Source organism: Corynebacterium rouxii (assembly GCF_902702935.1).
GTDB lineage: Bacteria > Actinomycetota > Actinomycetes > Mycobacteriales > Mycobacteriaceae > Corynebacterium > Corynebacterium rouxii.
Window position 1 is genome coordinate 244,933 of the sequence record NZ_LR738855.1, and the last position, 17,202, is coordinate 262,134.

Sequence of the window (17,202 nt, forward strand, 5' to 3'; positions counted from 1 at the left end):
GTGTAAGTAGTTATTTAACTCAGCGCACGGTTGACTGCAGAAGTAATCGCCTTCAGGGAAGCGTAGGTGATGGAACCTGCGATACCCACGCCCCAGAACTTCTTGCCGTTAACCTCTGCCAAAATGTAGGCGGCGGCTTCAGCATCGTCACCTGCGGTACGAGCATGCTGCTCATATTCCTGCACCTCAACGTCAATGCCCAAGGACTCCAGCGCGTTGGCGTATGCGGCGATTGGTCCGTTACCGTGGCCTTCGATCGTCGTCTCAGAACCATTAACAATCAGGCGAGCGTGAATACGCGCCTCATCGTTTTCAGTTTCCGCAGCGTCAACGCTCATGGAGACTTGCTCAACGGGGCTGGTGCTATCCAAATACTCGTGGGCGAAAATGTCCCACATGCTCTTGGAATTAACCTCGCCACCTTTGGCATCGGTAACTTCCTGCACGATCGAAGAGAACTCGACCTGCATGGGGCGAGGCAGCGCCAAGCCATGGTCGGTCTTCATGATGTAAGCAACTCCACCCTTGCCGGACTGCGAGTTCACGCGGATCACAGCCTCGTAGTTGCGGCCCACATCCTTCGGGTCGATAGGCAGGTATGGAACCTCCCATGTCTCGCCACGCAGCTCGTCCCACGAGACTTCGGTGTGCGTCGCGCCGGGGCGCACACGTGAAGCCATGGCATCCAAGCCCTTGTTAACGGCATCTTGGTGGGAGCCAGAGAAGGCTGTGAATACCAGGTCGCCACCGTAAGGGTGGCGTTCCGGGACGCGCAGCTGGTTACAGTATTCAACGGTACGACGAATTTGGTTGATATCCGAGAAATCAATTTGTGGGTCCACGCCTTGGGTGAACATGTTCAGGCCAAGGGTGACCAAGCAGACGTTGCCGGTGCGTTCGCCGTTGCCGAACAGGCAGCCCTCGATTCGGTCTGCACCTGCGAGGTAGCCCAGCTCTGCTGCAGCGACACCAGTACCACGATCGTTGTGGGGGTGCAGGGACAAGATGATGCTGTCACGTCGGTTGAGGTTGCGGTGCATCCATTCAATGCCATCGGCATAAACGTTTGGGGTGATCATCTCAACTGTTGACGGCAAGTTGATGATGATGGGGTTGTCTGGGGTTGGGTCCATGACCTCGACGACGGCATCGACAACTTCCTTGGCGTATGCCAGCTCGGTTCCGGTGTAGGACTCGGGGGAGTATTCCCAGCGCCAGTTGGTATCTGGGTAGTCCACTGCGATCGACTTGATCAGTTCGGCAGCATCGGTAGCTAACTTTTTAATTGCTGTTTTGTCTTTACGGAATACTACGTTGCGCTGCAGGATCGATGTGGAGTTGTAGAAGTGTACGATCACGTTTTTTGCGCCTTCGCAGGCTTCGAAGGTACGACGGATCAGGTGTTCGCGAGCTTGTACGAGGACTTGGATGGTGACATCGTCCGGAATCATATTGTTCTCAATGATTTCGCGAACAAAGTCGAAGTCGGTTTGAGAAGCGGAAGGAAAGCCGACTTCGATTTCCTTGTAGCCCATGTTGACCAGCAGATTGAACATGCGGCGTTTACGCTCAGGGCTCATTGGATCTATAAGTGCCTGGTTACCGTCGCGCAGGTCCACTGCACACCACTGTGGCGCCTTGGTGATGCGCTTTTGTGGCCAAGTGCGGTCGGGGAGATCGATGTTTTCTACTTCGACGTGAAATGGTTGGTATCGATTTACTGCCATGGAGGAATTGCGCTGGGTGTTCCATGGGGCTTGGCCTGGTGCTTTATCGCCGCGTGGGGTGACGATAGCGGCAGGGGCGGAGATGAATGTATCTGGGGAGGTCATTGGTAGTTTCTTTCGAGTGGGTTCTTGTTACAGCCGGCTACACCAGAACTCCGCGACGGGGAGCCAGCTGTGTGCAAGGGACGTTAAGCCTGTGACCCGCCGCGGCGAAGAAGGAGAAGGTTCGCGGGATTCATGTGAAGTAGCATACATGAATCCCGTCTCATGCGCTAGAAATCTCACTATGTGGAATATATTATGAGATGTGTCGTGATTAGGGGGTGGGGTGGGGTAAAAATATACATATGATTGACGCCCGCGATTGTCTTGCTCTTGATGCTGCCAAACTTTATTACGTGACAGGTTTGGGGCAGGCGCAAGTAGCTAAAGAGCTGGGGATTTCTCGCCCCACGGTATCTAAGCTGCTGTCGCATGCTCGCGACAAGGGGTTTGTCACTATCTCCCTGAATGACCCTCGCGAGGTTGCTGGTGGGTATGTCGAAAAGCTTTGTGCTCGCTATGGGCTTGTCGATGTACGCGTGGTGCAATCTCCTGCAATGGGGAGGGGGTTGACTGGCGAGCTGGGCAATGCTGGTGCTGCGTTGCTGGAAGAGGTTGTCAAAGATGGCATGACGGTGGGCGTGTCGTGGGGTGACACAATGTTGGCGGTTTCTGAGCATTTGCGCACCTTGCCATTGGTGGACGTTAAGGTGGTGCAGCTTAAAGGAGGGCACTCGCATACCGCGCGCAACACCAATGACATGGTTACACTGACGCGATTTTCGCGAGCTCTGAATGCGGAAATGATGATGTTGCCGCTGCCTGTCATTCTTGACAGTAAAGAGGCTAAAGAATTGGTGGTAAAAGATCGCCATATTGCATCCATGCTGGATTTGGGGGCGCATTGCGATGTTGCCGTGTTTACGGTCGGAGCGGTAAAGCCGGAGAGCTTGCTGCTTAATCTGGGATATCTGTCGCCTGGTGAGCAAGCTCGCTTGATGGAACATGCGGTAGGTGATGTGTGTTCGCGTTTTTATGATACTCAAGGTGAGGTTGCGGATCCTGATATTGATGCTCGTACGGTGGGAATATCGCTGACAGATTTGAAGAAGCGTCCCGTGCGAGTGCTGGTCGCGGGCGGCTTGGAGAAAGCGCCCGCGATCGAGGCTGCCCTGCGTACGGGAGTGGCGACCCATGTGGTGATCGATCATGCTACGGCGCAGCGCGTAGTAGAGATAGTGTAGTGGTAATACGGCGCTGTTTATGTAGTCGAATATTCGTGCCATTTTCATTCCCCCTGTGTCTAATTGGCTGATTTTGAGTGTAGCCACAGTGCAGTGATGTGCGCTAGCCCCTTCTGTTACCCCTTTTTGTTCGAATGCTCTTTCGGTTGTTGTGATTCTGCGATACACTTGCAACCAACATGAACAACCAGGGGGCCACATCATGAACATCACAGGGGATACAACCAACACACAACCGTTCTACAGTCACTGCGACATGAACGACCCACTATGTCGTGCACAACGACTCCACACCCAATTCGACTACCACCGCTGGCACAGCCTCCAACCCGATGACAACGACGACGTCGACACCTACACTGCAGACATCGCCACCCGCATCGGCAAAACCCAACGCTACGTCTGCGACCACCTCGACGCCATCTACTACCTCACCCAACTCCCACAACTACACACCCTCTACCAACAACTCTGGCACCTCGACGACACCCGACTGATCGCCATCACCAGAATCATCTCCGCACTACCAACCACTTACTTTGATGCGATCGATGCCCATCTCACGCGCTGGCTTACACCCACGCAACCCGCACAAACCATCCCTAGCACCAGGGCTATTATTCGATTTTTACGCAAAACCATCACAGCTCTTGGTTATCACCTCGACAACACCCGAAAACCAGAACAATACCTCTACGTCTACGATGCTGGACACGGACTGGCAGGTATCGATGCTCTCATCCACGCCGGTGTCGCAGAACTACTCGAGACCACCCTGCGTAGCATTAAAAAGACCCACGATTGTGATGACTCCACAGCCTTACAACTACTGTTAGAGGATAAAACCAGTGTGGTGATCAACGTCTACGACACTGGTACTGGAATTACCTACACTCCACAAGGAACGGCCTTGCCGACGGTGCCTGAGCATGCTGTTATTCGTGTGCTTGGTGATGTTGATACTGCTGTGGTGGCCGGTTACCGGTTTACGGAAGCGATGCGTAGGTTTATTCAAGGTCGTGATGGGGTGTGTCGTTTTCCTGGTTGTGGGGTGTTAGCGCAGTGGTGCGATATTGACCATGTTGAAGAATATGGTCATGGTGGTGTTACTGGTGCTGTTAACGCCCAGTGTTTATGCCGACATCATCATAATATGAAGACGTCTCGTCGGGTGGATTGTGAGATTGATGCTTATGGTGTGGTGTCGTGGCAGATCGGTGATCGTACGGTGGTTACCACACCAGAGGGGGTGCTAGCGGGGCAAACGTTTAGGCAACGCAGAGAAAAGAAAATCAAAAAAGCGGCGTAGGGAATGGGGAATGTGTGCGCGGCGGTTGCTCGCGCGTGGATTCCGCATGCCTAAATTTAGTAACCGCCCAGGGGACTATGATATAGACCATAGAACAAATGTAAAAGTGAACATTGACATTTGTAACTGATCGAGCCTAGCCTCGAAGTATCAGATAATTCACGAGCGAGGAGATGTACGTCATGGCTGAAAAGTCAACCCCACACATCAATCCCAAGGGCGTCGACATTGCAGAAACCGTTCTGTTGCCTGGCGACCCACTGCGTGCAAAGTTTATCGCAGACACCTACCTAGAAGACGTTGTGCAGTTCAACTCGGTGCGCAACATGCTCGGCTTCACCGGCACCTACCAAGGAACCCCAGTTTCTGTGATGGGTTCCGGTATGGGTATGCCTTCTATTGGCATTTACTCCTACGAGCTCATCAACTTCTTCGATGCTCGCAATGTCATTCGCGTGGGCTCCATTGGCGCCATGCAGAAAGATATTGACCTCTATGAGATCATCGTTGCAGCATCTGCTTCTACCGACTCCAACTTCCTCGAGCAGTACAACCTGCCTGGCACTTACGCGCCAACCGCATCGTGGACCCTGCTCAAGGCATTCATGGATGAGGCTGACCGCAAGGGTAAGAAGGTTCATGTCGGCAACATTTTGTCCTCCGACGTTTTCTACAATGCTGATAGCACCGTGAATGAGCGTTGGGCTCGCATGGGTGTACTTGGTGTGGAGATGGAATCGGCAGCACTGTACTCCATCGCTGCATACGCCGGTGCAAATGCTCTGGGCGTATTTACCGTGTCTGACAACCTGTTCACCGGCGCGCGCACCACGGCCGAAGAGCGCGAAAGCGCCTTCACTGACATGATGGAACTCGCACTACCATTGGCACGCGCATGACAACACACAACGCAACCTTAAAGCCCACTAATCCGAAAGCGGCAGTGCCGGTCCTGCTGTTCAGCTTCGTTTTCTGTTTGATTGTGGACAATGGTTTCAAGACCATGACCGGTCCAATGGCAGAAGGTTTGGGCATTGACCCCAACACCGCCTCGCTGCAGGCATCGCTTGCCGGTGTGATCATCGGTATTGGCGCTGTGGTGTATGCCGCACTCGCCGACGCCATCTCGATCCGCAAGCTTATGCTTATCGGTATCAGCCTGGTGATCGTAGGATCCGTCATCGGATTCGTGTTCTCTGGTTCGTGGCCACTTGTTCTTGCAGGTCGCCTCATTCAGACCGGTGGCCTTGCCGCAGCGGAAACGCTGTACGTGATCTACGTGACCAAGCACCTTGCCGCGGAAGACCAAAAGACCTACCTCGGCTTTTCTACCGCCGCATTCCAGTCCGGCTTGCTGGTGGGCGCACTGACCTCTGGTGCTATTTCCACCTACATTGGTTGGCGCGTCATGTTCTTGGTTCCCTTGATCTTGATCGCAGCTGTGCCGTTCATTCTCAAGACCGTTCCAGAAGAAGAAGCCTCCTCGTCGCACCTCGATGTTGTTGGCCTGTTCCTGATCGCTATCTTTGCCACCTCTGTTATCCAGTACATGCAGGCCTTCAAACTGTTCTGGTTGGCATTCATGCTGGTCAGCGTTGTGGTCTTCGTCTGGTACGTACGTAATGCCAAGAACCCAGTGGTCAACCCAGAGTTCTTTAAAAATGGTCGCTACGTATGGGCAATTTTGCTCGTGCTGATCATTTACTCCACCCAGCTCGGCTACATCGTGCTGCTGCCATTCGCAGCTAAAGAATTCCACGGACTAGACCAAGCTCAGGCATCCTATCTGATGATCCCAGGTTATATCTGTGCAGTTTTGATCGGTATCTTCTCCGGAAAAATCGGCAAGCTGATGACGTCGCGACGCACGATCTTCACCGCACTGGGCATGATCATCGTGGCGCTCGTGGTTGGCGCGCTCGCCATCCAGGTGCACGTTGCCGTGGCTATCGCATCGATCATCTTGTTCGCGTCCGGATTCGCGCTGCTCTACGCGCCGCTAGTGAACACTGCGCTCGCCAACATCCTGCCGGAGAAATCCGGTGTGGCCATTGGCTTCTACAATCTGACCATCAACATTGGTATCCCACTCGGTATCGCCTACACCTTCAAGCTGATGAACCTCAGCATCGGAACCAACGCCGTGATCTGGATTCTTGCCGCGATCGCCGTCGTCGGTGCCATGATGTACTTCATTGCTGACCGCGCGCTCTTTAGCCGCGAGAAGGCCGCAGGTATCGATTCCGTAGCAAACCACTAAAACATCCACCCACTTTTCAAGGAGATTCACCATAATGACTACCCGCAACGACGTAGCCCAGATGATCGACCACACCCTGCTCAAGCCAGAGGCAACCACCGACGACTTCAAGGCACTCATTGCCGACGCCGCCCGCCTCGGCACCTACTCGGTGTGCGTATCCCCATCCGCACTACCAGTTGAGGTTCCAGAAAACCTCCACGTAGCAACCGTCGTCGGCTTCCCATCCGGTGCCGTAAAGCCCGAGATCAAGGCTGCTGAAGCTGCCCGCGCCGTTGCTGATGGTGCAGAAGAAGTCGACATGGTGATCAACATCGCCCTCGCCAAGGAAGGCAAGTTTGACGAGCTTGAGGCCGAAATCAAGGCTGTTCGCGACGCTGTCCCAGCGCCAGGAATCCTCAAGGTCATCCTCGAAACCGCAGCATTGACTGACAACGAAATCGTCGCAGCATGCAAGGCCTCCGAAAACGCTGGTGCTGACTTTGTTAAGACCTCCACCGGCTTCCACCCAGCAGGTGGCGCAAGCGTCCACGCCGTGGAAATTATGCACGCAACCGTTGGTGGCCGCCTCGGAATCAAAGCCTCCGGTGGTATCCGCACCGCTAAGGACGCACTTGCCATGATCGAAGCTGGCGCTACCCGCTTGGGTCTGTCTGCCTCCGCAGCCATCCTTGAAGAACTAGGAGAGTAGAGCAATCATGAGCTACGCAGAGCTAGAGCACACAGCCCGCGAGTGGGCGGACCACGATCCTGACCCTCGCACCAAAGAAACCATCGAGGGCTGGCTTAAAACTCACGACGAAGAATCCCTCCAGCAGGCATTCAACGGACCGCTGACTTTTGGCACCGCCGGCCTGCGAGCACGAGTGGGCGCAGGTGAATCCCAGCTCAGCCTGGCGGTTATCCTGCGCACCACCTACGGCCTAGTTAACTGGGTAAAAACCCAGCTTGGCGCAGATGCCACCCCAACGATCGTGATTGGTTGCGACGCCCGCCATGGATCCCTTGAGTTCCACCAAGCAGCGGCAGAGGTCGTCTCCGCAGCCGGCGGACGCGCCCTGCTGCTACCAGCCAAAAACCCCACTCCGCTGACCGCCTTCAGTGTGAAGAAGTTCGGTGCCGATGCCGGCATCATGGTCACCGCCTCGCACAACCCACCAGCCGACAACGGCTACAAGGTATATCTCGGCGGACGCATTGCCCAAGGTCCAGCCGAAGGCGTGCAGCTGATCAGCCCAGCAGACAAGGAAATCTCCGAAGCAATCGCAGCAGCACCTTATGCAGACGAGATCCCACGCACCACCGACAACATCGAGCATGTTGATCCACGCGAGGACTACCTCACCCGCGCGCTGACCCTCGCGGACAAGAAGAGCGACATCCTCATTGCACTGACCGCCATGCACGGCGTCGGTGCAGCCCTAGGCGAAAAGGTGCTCACCGCTGCTGGATTCAACGTCTCCCTCGTTCCAGAACAAGCCGAGCCAGACCCAGATTTCCCCACGGTGTCCTTCCCGAACCCAGAGGAAAAAGGCGCACTCGACCTAGCCAAGGCACACGCCAACGCCATCGGAGCCGATGTCATCATCGCCTACGACCCCGACGCGGATCGCTGTGCTGTCGCCACCCCAGACGCGAACGCCGAAGGTGGCTGGCGCCAACTCAGCGGTGACGAGACAGGTGCCGTACTAGGTGCATACCGTGCGGGCGTCGCAAAGCCAGGCTCCATGGCCAACTCCATCGTCTCTGGCCGCCTGCTCTCCAAGATCGCCGAAGCCGCAGGGCGTACTCACGCCACCACGCTCACCGGATTCAAATGGATCGCGCGCACCCCTGAACTCGTATTCGGTTATGAGGAAGCCATCGGATTCTGCTGCGATCCCGAAGCAGTTGCCGACAAAGACGGCGTTTCCGCCTCCGTAGTCGTAGCAAGCCTCGTCAGTGCCCTCAAAGCCGAAGGCCGTACCTTGGATGATGCCCTCGACGACCTGGCCCGCGAGCACGGCCTCTACCAGACCGCGCCGCTGACCTTCCGCGTCGACGACCTCTCCATCATCGCCCGCGCCATGAGCACCCTACGCACACAACCGCCAACCGAACTCGCAGGCGCAACCGTCACCGAGGTCACCGACCTCAACGACCCAACCTTGCCATGGGGCGCAACCGACGGCATGATGTTCATCACCGACCACAACGACCGCATCATCTGCCGCCCATCCGGCACCGAGCCAAAACTCAAGTGCTACCTCGAAGTGGTCATGCCCGTCACCGGTGGCACCATCCCACGCGCCGAAGCCACCCAACGTCTCGACGCTATCGCCACCGCACTGCGCACCCACCTCGGAATGTAGGCGAGAAACAACCTCCGCGTTCAGCCTTGCTACATTAGTGACAAGTATGAACAAGGTACTCACAGCACTAGCCCTCGTAGCCGCAACCACCGTGTTGCGGCTCGGGGCTTTTGCCATAGCAGGAGCAACCGCCGGAATCCCCAACGCCGTCACCACCGCCGCGTTGAAATGGGACGCCGACCAATATCTCACCATCGCCCGCGACGGCTACCTCGCCAACCCCGAAACCAGCGTCGCATTCTTCCCAGGGCTGCCCATCACCATGCGCGTGCTCAGCGCGATTACCCATCTGCCGCTGGAAGCATCGGGGCTGGTCATTGTCACGATCGCCACGGTTGCCCTCGCCCTAGCGGTCATGCGGCTCGCCGAACTTATGGGATTCACCACGCCGAGTGGACGTATCGTCGCAACGCTTGTGGTGCTTTTCGCGCCCATGTCCGGCACCTTCACCATGGTCTACACCGAAGCCCCCTTCATGGCGCTAAGCCTCTGGGCAATCGTCGCCATGATGCAAGAACGCTGGCGGCGTACGACCTTTCTCATCGCCCTCGCAGGGCTCGTACGCCTCACCGGAATCGACCTCGTAGCCACCTTCGCCATCGTCTTGCTGCTGGCCTCCAAACGCCACTTACCGCTCGCCGCAATCGCGGCCCTGCCCACCGCCAGCTACCTCGCCTGGGCCTCCTGGGTCACCCGCGACGCCGGCGGCTACTTCGGCATCCAAGAAAAAGGGTGGGGCTCGGGCTTCGACGGCGGAATCAGCACCATCAACTGGATCATCCACAGCCTCCACGAGCCCATCCGCCTCGGCTACGTACTCAGCTCCGTCAGCATGATCATCGCAGTCATTGCGCTCATCGTGGCTTATCAGCGCCTCCCGCTCGCCCCGTGGCTCTTCTCGCTATTCATCGCGCTCAACGTGCTGCTCAGCGGCGGAATCATGCACTCCCGCCCGCGGCTCCTGCTGCCCATGGTCCTGCTCGCCCTGCCGTTTATCCGCACTTGGCCTGCGGTAATTCTATGGTCGCTAGGAGGACTTGCCATCTCGGCGTACATGATCGTGGTGTTCCCCTGGGCGATCTAAATTAGCTCCCAACACCGCGCCACGACAACGCAAAAGTAGACACCACCATGGTGATTAACGCAGCTGCCATAAACACCCAATTCAAGTCATACACTTGGAACTGCTCACCCAACACGGCATAGCCCAGAGCAAAAGCCACAATCGGCTCCACAATGGTCATCGCCGGCAGGGAATTCTTGAGCGGTCCAGCATTAAACGCGTACTGCTGAATCACAGTGCCCAGAATCGCGCCAAACAACAGGGAATAGCCCTGCCAAGAAAACACAAGAGTGGCGATACCGCCATGAGTCATGATGTCCACCGTGGCCTTGGAAAGAACAGCCACGTAGCCATACACCCCGCCAGTGATAGACCCTAGGACTAGGGCACGAGTATTAAGGGCGAGGCGGCCGGAAATAAACCACAGCGCCAGCAGGATAACAGCGCCGATCCCAAGGGCGAGAAGCCAACGATCCATAGGGGGCTGGGGGTCACCAGCGGCCGGTTTGCCCAGAACAACGAGGACGGCGACGGCCACGGTGAGCGCGCCCGCCCAGCCCATCTCGTCGCGGCTGGGGAGGCGGCCGTCGTAACGCGCGGACAGCGGAAGCGTAAACATAAGCGACAGCACAAGGATCGGTTGAACTATCAAAAGAGCGCCAAACCCGAGAGCCACCACCTGGAGCGCGTAGCCGAGCAGGGCAGTGAGGCTGCCAACCCACCAGCGGAAATGGGTGACCGCTTCGAGAAGGGGAGAGCCGTCGGTTTCCTCGGCTATACGGTGCCGGACCACGGTGCCCCATGCGATGGTGAGGGCCGAGGCGAGGGCGAACGCCATGGCGAGGAAATTGCTGTACATCGGGATTTAGCCTATACGGTTTACGCAGCATCATTGCTTTACGACGCTCCCTCTGCACTATTCACCCCCGAATACTGTAAATATCGTGCGGAATTATATGCAGTGATCAAAATAGACTGTAGTATAGAAATTCGTAATTTCATGATCTTGAACGAGGGGCGCACATGCTGGTTAACGCAGTGTTGTGGCGTTCCGGGAAGAGCGTAGCCCCGTGGCACTTGTAGTACAGAAATATGGAGGTTCTTCGCTAGAAAGCGCAGAACGAATCCGACGTGTCGCTGAACGGATCGTGGCCACTAAGAAGCAGGGGCACGACGTAGTCGTCGTGTGCTCTGCCATGGGGGATACCACCGATGAGCTGCTCGACCTTGCAGCGCAGGTGAATCCAGTTCCGCCAGCACGCGAGATGGATATGTTGTTGACGGCTGGCGAACGTATCTCGAATGCGTTGGTGGCCATGGCTATTGAATCCTTTGGAGCGAAAGCGCAGTCGTTTACAGGTTCACAAGCTGGTGTGATCACCACAGAACGCCACGGAAACGCGCGCATCGTCGACGTTACTCCCGGGCGTGTACGTGAAGCCTTGGACGAGGGCAAGATCTGTCTTGTCGCCGGATTCCAAGGTGTGAACCGCGAATCAAAGGACGTGACCACGCTAGGTCGTGGCGGTTCCGATACCACCGCAGTAGCGTTGGCGGCGGCGCTTAATGCTGATGTGTGCGAGATCTACTCGGACGTAGATGGTGTGTACACGGCGGACCCCCGCATTGTTTCTAACGCGCAGAAACTGGAAAAGCTGTGTTTCGAGGAAATGCTGGAGCTTGCCGCAAGCGGTTCCAAGATTTTGGTATTGCGCAGTGTCGAGTACGCCCGCGCGTTTGGCGTGCCACTGCGCGTTCGTTCGTCTTATAGCAATGATCCCGGCACATTGGTCGCCGGTTCGATGGAGGATATCCCTGTGGAAGAAGCAGTACTAACTGGTGTAGCGACCGACAACTCTGAGGCTAAGATTACGGTTCTGGGTATCCCAGATTCCCCAGGCAGTGCATCTGCAGTGTTCCGTGCACTTGCCGACGCCGAAATCAACATCGATACGGTGCTGCAAAATATCTCCTCCCTCGAAGATAACCGCACCGACATCACCTTCACCTGTCCGCGTGCCGACGGCCCCCACGCCATGGAACTGCTCCGCAACCTGCAGACAAAGAATGACTGGCAGAACGTGCTTTACGACGACCAGATCGGCAAGGTTTCCCTTGTCGGTGCCGGCATGAAATCTCATCCAGGGGTCACCGCAGAGTTCTGCGAAGCACTACGTGACGCTGGTGTGAACATCGAACTGATCTCCACCTCCGAAATCCGCATCTCAGTACTGATCCGCGAATCGGACGTCGATGTGGCAGCTCGTGCCATCCACGAGAAATTTGAGCTCGGTGGCGAAACCGAAGCAGTTGTCTACGCCGGTACTGGTCGGTAAGCGAGGATTTTTAAGAAAACCGTGTGATAAAAGACCTCTCGCCAATAGTGGGCAAGAGGTCTTTTGATGTGATTGTGTAATTTTGCATGGGTCTCACCTTAAAGTGAGGTAAAGGTAGATGTGAAAATTCATGCAAGAATCTCTAAAAAGTGAATAAAACTTAACTAGTATTTCTGCTATTCTTAATTTTTAATGGCCGTGAGGTCATGGTGCCCAATCGTCAAATCCAGTGTTGCATATCGAAACGATTATGCGGCATGGCCCTCGAGGTTTTGACTTAGTCATGTGACGCTCATTTTGATTGGGAAGCCTCAGGTGCCTTGTAAAAATTAAGAGAGAGTGAAGATGGTCGATTCGCGTTTTTATGAACGCTTCCCAATACGCAGGCTGATCGCCCTAATGATGGTGGTCGTTGTTTGCGTGGGGCTAGTGGTTTCCCCTCGTGTTCCTTCTGCTGGTGCGGCAGAGTGTAAGGGCACAGTTAGTGATCTTCAATGGAAGCCTAATTCCACGATTCAAAATGGAATCTTCGTCGGAAATTACGGGGAAGGTGCAGATGTACAGTTCAATTGGAAAGTAGACTCTGACGCTAACCCCGGCGATCAGTTCACTTTAAAGGTGCCGGATGAGCTTGTGCGTCTAGGGCGAAAAGATTTAAGTCTGTATTCTTCTGATGGTCAGGAAGTTGCTAAAGGTGCGTGGGATGGAGGCACCAAGACATGGACTTTCACCCTTACTGATTATGCGAAAACTCATGGCGATATTTCGGGTACTGCGTTTTTCAGCGTCCAGTGGGACAGGACAAAAACTACCGCGAACACCTCCTACCCCCTGTACTTCTCAGGATGCCAAGGAGGTGGGAATCTCAACGGGAAGACACCTGAAGAAGGCATCGGTGGACTTGAACAAACAACATCGAAGACCGGCGTTTATGATTCTGTGGAAGATAACGTTCGATGGGGAGTCTTTGTAGGTACAGCCTCTAACGATGTTTATAGTCCCGTCGTGATCAAGGACATTGGAAATCCACAGCTCTTAATTCGATGCACTGACGTGAAAGTTAATGACCGCACTCCTTATCCCCATACGGCCATCAATGACACTCCTATTGATCCCAAGAGGTGGACGTGTGAGGAATCAAACGGTGGCATAACTGTCCGGATGGTTCCTGATGAGTATGGTCGCTATTTGACACGTGGACAGTCGTTGGCTGTTGAGATCGAATCTGTTGTAACCGATGACAACGCTCGATACATTACGAATAAGGCGACCGTCGACAATGCTCCTGATGGCATTAAGGATGTAGAGGCTCAGGTAGACCGCGGCGACGCTGGTGGCGTGGGCCAAGGTTTCCAAGGCAAGATCAAGATTCAAAAGGAAGTAGTCGGGGAAACTGCACCTGTACAGGGAAACAAATTTGATTTCGAGTATAAATGTGGTGACACAACGCAGAATATTTCCGTTGCTGCAGGTGAGACTTCAAATACTTTTACCCAAAAGTCTTCTTCTACATGCTCTATTACAGAAAAGAACGTCGCTGAGGGTGTTGGGGTCAAATTTGAAGTGATAGACGAAGGCACAGGCAAACCTGCCTATACTGTCCCAACCCAAAATGGCGTAACGGTAAAGTTCAACAAGAACAGCTCCACCACCCTAAATGTCAAGGTCACAAACACCTACCCCAATAAGCCAGAGGCTAAGAAGGGCAAGTTTGTTATCAAGAAGACGGTTAATGGCCTTGATGCTGGCCAGAAAGATAAAGTCTTCAAGTTCAATTACACCTGTAAGGCACCAGATGGTGATGCCGGCACAGAGCCGCAATCAGCAGAAGTAACTGCTAGCAAGCCCTGGCAATCGGGGGAATATCCTGAGGGGACAACCTGTGCGATAGAGGAAGACCTTGAGAGTGCAAAGGTTTCTGGTTATTCACTGACTTCTGCACAGCCCAAGGGCAATGTCACTATCAAAGCTGATGGTGAGCAAGGCTCCCCGGTAGAGTTCGCTGCAACCAACTCTTATACCAAGGATCTTGGTAGCTTCTCCGTCCAGAAGAAGATCGAGGCATCGGCTGAGGCAATGCCTCTGCTCAAAGATCAAGAATTTGGCTTTAAGTACACCTGTGGAGCTGACAACGGCGAGTTTAAGCTCAAAAACGGTGAAACAAAGAAGGTTGAAGGCATTGCCGCTGGCGCAAAGTGCTCCGTCGAGGAGTCGGATGCCAAGGTGCCAAACGGCTTTACGTGGACTGGGAAGATCGAAGGTACAAATCTTGATCCGAACGACTTCACGATCGAAAAGGATAAAACCCTAGCCTTTACTGCCACCAACACCTATAAGCAACAGCATGGTGGCTTCACACTATCCAAGAACGTGACCGGTGACGCAATCAACCTGGAAGAATTGCAGAAGCGTCCTTACACGTTCAACTACACCTGCACCGCACCAACCGGCGCTGTCATCAATGGCACTGCAGAGGTCACTGAGGGAACCCCGAAGGCAATCGACAACATTCCAGCAGCCTCTACCTGTAAGGTCACGGAAGTTGAGGCCCCTGCTAAAGACACTGACTGGACCGTTGACTTAAGCGTCAACGAAAAGTCAGTAGGAGAGACCGCAGAGTTCACGATTCCTGCTGAAGGTGAGCCGTCGGTAAGTATTCTTGCAAAGAACAACTACCGTCAGCACAAGGGGACCTTTGCAATTGAAAAGATCGTGGATGCGTCTGAAGGCATCGTCACGCCGAAGGAATTTACGTTTACGTGGCAGTGCGGCGAGGCTGAAGGCAATGCGATCGTCCGGGTTACCAACGGCAAGGGTCGTGTAGGAATTGACCGCGCATTCCCAGTGGGCACCAAGTGTTCAGTGAAAGAGCTGGAAGCCGAGGCGGAAGACGCAAGGCTCATTACAAGCTGGGAAAACCAGGAATTCACGATCGACAAAGATAAACAAGACGTGATTGTTTCTGCGACGAATACCTACAGGTACGCAGAAAGCAAGGTCAAGATTGTGAAGAAGCTTGAAGGTCCGGCAAAGGATAAGGCAAAAGACAAGACCTTTACCTTCGATTACAGCTGCGTCCTTAATAACGAGGCTATTGAAGGTTCTGTGAACATCACTGGTGAGGGTGCAACCGAGATTCCTGAATCTTTCCCTGCAGGTACCAAGTGCACCATTACTGAACGGGATGCAAGTATCCCTGGAACCACGTGGACGCATCGGATTGCAGAGGATGGTCAGATCACCATTCAGAGCTCGGTTAAGGCCTATGAAGTAGGTGTAACCAATGCTTACTCCAAGCCTGATTTCCCTTGGTTCATTCCGCTGATTCCACTTGTAATCATTCCGTTGCTGCCGTTGTTCCCGCACCCAACTCCGGCACCGCAGCCAGCACCGCAGAAGCCGTCGGAACAACAGCCTTCCCCCAAGGCTCCTGAAAAGAAGCCGCAGAAGGAAAAGAAGGTTCTGGCGCGCACTGGCGCTAACGTATGGATGTTTATTGTTATCGCTGCACTCCTTGTGCTGTTGGGAGCATTCCTCCGCAGGCGCGGTAACAACTCATAGGATTGTTTAGCTTATAAATAAGCGGCCATCCTATTCATAAGGAGGCGAAGGGGAAACCTTTCGCCTCCTTTGGTATTTACAAATGTCTAGACGGCATGTTGTATGGGATGAGGGAGCTAAATGCAACGGGTATCGTGGTGCTGGCTGGATCTTCTTTTACGTTATAGAAGAGTTTATAGTGTGCGTTTTTGTGTGTAGGCTACTGTATTCAGTAGGGGTGTCGCACAATGAAATGCAATACCCTTCGGAGCGAAAGAAAGGGAACTTTGACCATGACCACTGTTGCAGTTGTCGGGGCTACCGGCCAAGTCGGCCGCGTAATGCGTTCGATTTTGGAAGAGCGTGACTTTCCGCTAGACACCATCCGATTTTTCGCCTCTGCGCGTTCCGCCGGAACTACCCTGCCCTACAAGGGTCAAGAAATAGAGGTTGAAGACCTAGCTCTGCAAACCGAAGAAAGCCTCGCGGGTATCGACATCGCGCTGTTCTCTGCAGGTGGTAGCACCTCCAAGCAGTACGCACCACTGTTCGTGGCAGCGGGCGCAACCGTAGTGGACAACTCTTCCGCGTGGCGCAAGGACGACGAAGTTCCACTCATCGTTTCTGAGGTTAACCCAGACGCAAAGAACAACGTGCTCAAGGGCATCATCGCCAACCCAAACTGCACCACGATGGCAATCATGCCGGTAGTCAAGGCGCTTCACGATGTCGCCTGCGTGACCAAACTGCACGTCGCTTCCTACCAGGCGGTATCCGGTTCTGGGCTCGCCGGTGTAGAAACTCTGATCAAGCAGGTCTCTGAGATCGGTGACCGTGCTGTAGAGCTCGTCCACGACGGCTCTCTGCTTGCATCGGAAGATCTCGGACCCTACGTAGCACCAATCGCTTTCAATGCTCTGCCATTTGCTGGCAACCTTGTGGAAGACGGTACTGAGGAAACCGATGAAGAGCAGAAACTGCGTAATGAGTCTCGCAAGATCCTTGGCCTGCCAGGTCTGAAGGTCGCCGGCACTTGCGTACGCGTACCTGTCTTTACCGGCCACACCATGGTTGTGCACGCTGAATTCAACAACTCTATCACCCCAGACCAAGCGCGCGAAGTGCTTAGAAATGCTGCCGGTGTCGACGTTGTGGATGTTCCAACCCCACTCGCCGCTGCAGGTGTAGACGACTCCCTTGTGGGTCGTATCCGCCAAGACCAGACCGTAGACGACAACAAAGGGCTCGTTTTTGTTGTCTCTGGCGATAACCTACGCAAGGGCGCTGCGCTTAACGCCATCCAGATTGCTGAGCTTTTGGTCTGACGGGG

Annotated in this window: 12 protein-coding genes; 10 read left to right on the forward strand and 2 right to left on the reverse strand. The window is 54.6% G+C overall.

The window, feature by feature from the left end:
* Window positions 1-14: 14 nt before the first annotated feature.
* The gene (gene leuA, locus CIP100161_RS01355) at window positions 15-1,832 is read right to left on the reverse strand and encodes a 2-isopropylmalate synthase (RefSeq protein WP_155871314.1); all 1,818 of its coding nucleotides are present in this window, start codon (window positions 1,830-1,832) and stop codon (window positions 15-17) included.
* A 242-nt stretch (window positions 1,833-2,074) separates the two neighbouring features.
* On the opposite strand from leuA, the gene CIP100161_RS01360 reads away from it, so the two are divergent.
* The 7 genes from CIP100161_RS01360 (at window position 2,075) to CIP100161_RS01390 (ending at window position 10,017) form a co-directional block, all read left to right on the forward strand.
* Window positions 2,075-3,013, forward strand: coding sequence for a sugar-binding transcriptional regulator (locus CIP100161_RS01360; RefSeq protein ID WP_155871316.1), 939 nt, complete (start codon window positions 2,075-2,077; stop codon window positions 3,011-3,013).
* A 202-nt stretch (window positions 3,014-3,215) separates the two neighbouring features.
* Window positions 3,216-4,322 carry an HNH endonuclease signature motif containing protein gene (locus tag CIP100161_RS01365; protein ID WP_155871318.1) on the forward strand — a complete coding sequence of 369 codons (1,107 nt, stop codon included), beginning with the start codon at window positions 3,216-3,218 and terminating at the stop codon, window positions 4,320-4,322.
* A gap of 182 nt (window positions 4,323-4,504) precedes the next feature.
* Entirely contained in the window at window positions 4,505-5,221 is a 717-nt protein-coding gene (gene deoD / locus CIP100161_RS01370; protein ID WP_003850368.1) for a purine-nucleoside phosphorylase, read from the forward strand.
* Complete coding sequence (locus tag CIP100161_RS01375) at window positions 5,218-6,582, forward strand: MFS transporter (RefSeq protein ID WP_155871320.1); 1,365 nt, start codon at window positions 5,218-5,220, stop codon at window positions 6,580-6,582. Before deoD ends, CIP100161_RS01375 begins: the two co-directional genes overlap by 4 nt.
* Window positions 6,583-6,616: 34 nt before the next feature.
* On the forward strand, window positions 6,617-7,273 hold the full coding sequence (gene deoC / locus CIP100161_RS01380; RefSeq protein WP_155871322.1) for a deoxyribose-phosphate aldolase: 657 nt from the start codon (window positions 6,617-6,619) through the stop codon (window positions 7,271-7,273).
* Window positions 7,274-7,280: 7 nt separating this feature from the next.
* Window positions 7,281-8,933 carry a phospho-sugar mutase gene (locus tag CIP100161_RS01385; RefSeq protein WP_155871324.1) on the forward strand — a complete coding sequence of 551 codons (1,653 nt, stop codon included), beginning with the start codon at window positions 7,281-7,283 and terminating at the stop codon, window positions 8,931-8,933.
* 46 nt (window positions 8,934-8,979) lie between these two features.
* Window positions 8,980-10,017 (forward strand): mannosyltransferase family protein, encoded by a 1,038-nt coding sequence (locus tag CIP100161_RS01390; protein WP_155871326.1) that lies wholly within the window; start codon window positions 8,980-8,982, stop codon window positions 10,015-10,017.
* A gap of 1 nt (window position 10,018) precedes the next feature.
* Here the strand turns inward: CIP100161_RS01390 and CIP100161_RS01395 are convergent, their stop codons facing one another.
* Window positions 10,019-10,855: a DMT family transporter gene (locus tag CIP100161_RS01395; protein WP_155871328.1), complete on the reverse strand. Its 837-nt coding sequence runs from the start codon at window positions 10,853-10,855 to the stop codon at window positions 10,019-10,021.
* 211 nt (window positions 10,856-11,066) lie between these two features.
* Between CIP100161_RS01395 and CIP100161_RS01400 the strand changes: the two genes are divergently transcribed.
* The 3 genes from CIP100161_RS01400 to CIP100161_RS01410 all read left to right on the forward strand — a co-directional run bounded on the left by CIP100161_RS01400 (window position 11,067) and on the right by CIP100161_RS01410 (window position 17,197).
* Window positions 11,067-12,332, forward strand: a complete 1,266-nt coding sequence (locus CIP100161_RS01400) for an aspartate kinase (protein ID WP_155871330.1) — start codon at window positions 11,067-11,069, stop codon at window positions 12,330-12,332.
* A gap of 345 nt (window positions 12,333-12,677) precedes the next feature.
* The gene (locus CIP100161_RS01405; protein ID WP_155871332.1) at window positions 12,678-15,893 is read left to right on the forward strand and encodes a DUF5979 domain-containing protein; all 3,216 of its coding nucleotides are present in this window, start codon (window positions 12,678-12,680) and stop codon (window positions 15,891-15,893) included.
* A 272-nt stretch (window positions 15,894-16,165) separates the two neighbouring features.
* Window positions 16,166-17,197 carry an aspartate-semialdehyde dehydrogenase gene (locus tag CIP100161_RS01410; RefSeq protein WP_155871334.1) on the forward strand — a complete coding sequence of 344 codons (1,032 nt, stop codon included), beginning with the start codon at window positions 16,166-16,168 and terminating at the stop codon, window positions 17,195-17,197.
* Window positions 17,198-17,202: the final 5 nt, after the last annotated feature.

What these genes read in the sequence shown, in the direction of transcription:
- leuA (WP_155871314.1), bottom strand. Translation starts at nt 1,832, where the DNA reads ATGACCTCCCCAGATACATTCATCTCCGCCCCTGCCGCTATCGTCACC.
- CIP100161_RS01360 (WP_155871316.1), top strand. Translation starts at nt 2,075, where the DNA reads ATGATTGACGCCCGCGATTGTCTTGCTCTTGATGCTGCCAAACTTTAT.
- CIP100161_RS01365 (WP_155871318.1), top strand. Translation starts at nt 3,216, where the DNA reads ATGAACATCACAGGGGATACAACCAACACACAACCGTTCTACAGTCAC.
- deoD (WP_003850368.1), top strand. Translation starts at nt 4,505, where the DNA reads ATGGCTGAAAAGTCAACCCCACACATCAATCCCAAGGGCGTCGACATT.
- CIP100161_RS01375 (WP_155871320.1), top strand. Translation starts at nt 5,218, where the DNA reads ATGACAACACACAACGCAACCTTAAAGCCCACTAATCCGAAAGCGGCA.
- deoC (WP_155871322.1), top strand. Translation starts at nt 6,617, where the DNA reads ATGACTACCCGCAACGACGTAGCCCAGATGATCGACCACACCCTGCTC.
- CIP100161_RS01385 (WP_155871324.1), top strand. Translation starts at nt 7,281, where the DNA reads ATGAGCTACGCAGAGCTAGAGCACACAGCCCGCGAGTGGGCGGACCAC.
- CIP100161_RS01390 (WP_155871326.1), top strand. Translation starts at nt 8,980, where the DNA reads ATGAACAAGGTACTCACAGCACTAGCCCTCGTAGCCGCAACCACCGTG.
- CIP100161_RS01395 (WP_155871328.1), bottom strand. Translation starts at nt 10,855, where the DNA reads ATGTACAGCAATTTCCTCGCCATGGCGTTCGCCCTCGCCTCGGCCCTC.
- CIP100161_RS01405 (WP_155871332.1), top strand. Translation starts at nt 12,678, where the DNA reads ATGGTCGATTCGCGTTTTTATGAACGCTTCCCAATACGCAGGCTGATC.
- CIP100161_RS01410 (WP_155871334.1), top strand. Translation starts at nt 16,166, where the DNA reads ATGACCACTGTTGCAGTTGTCGGGGCTACCGGCCAAGTCGGCCGCGTA.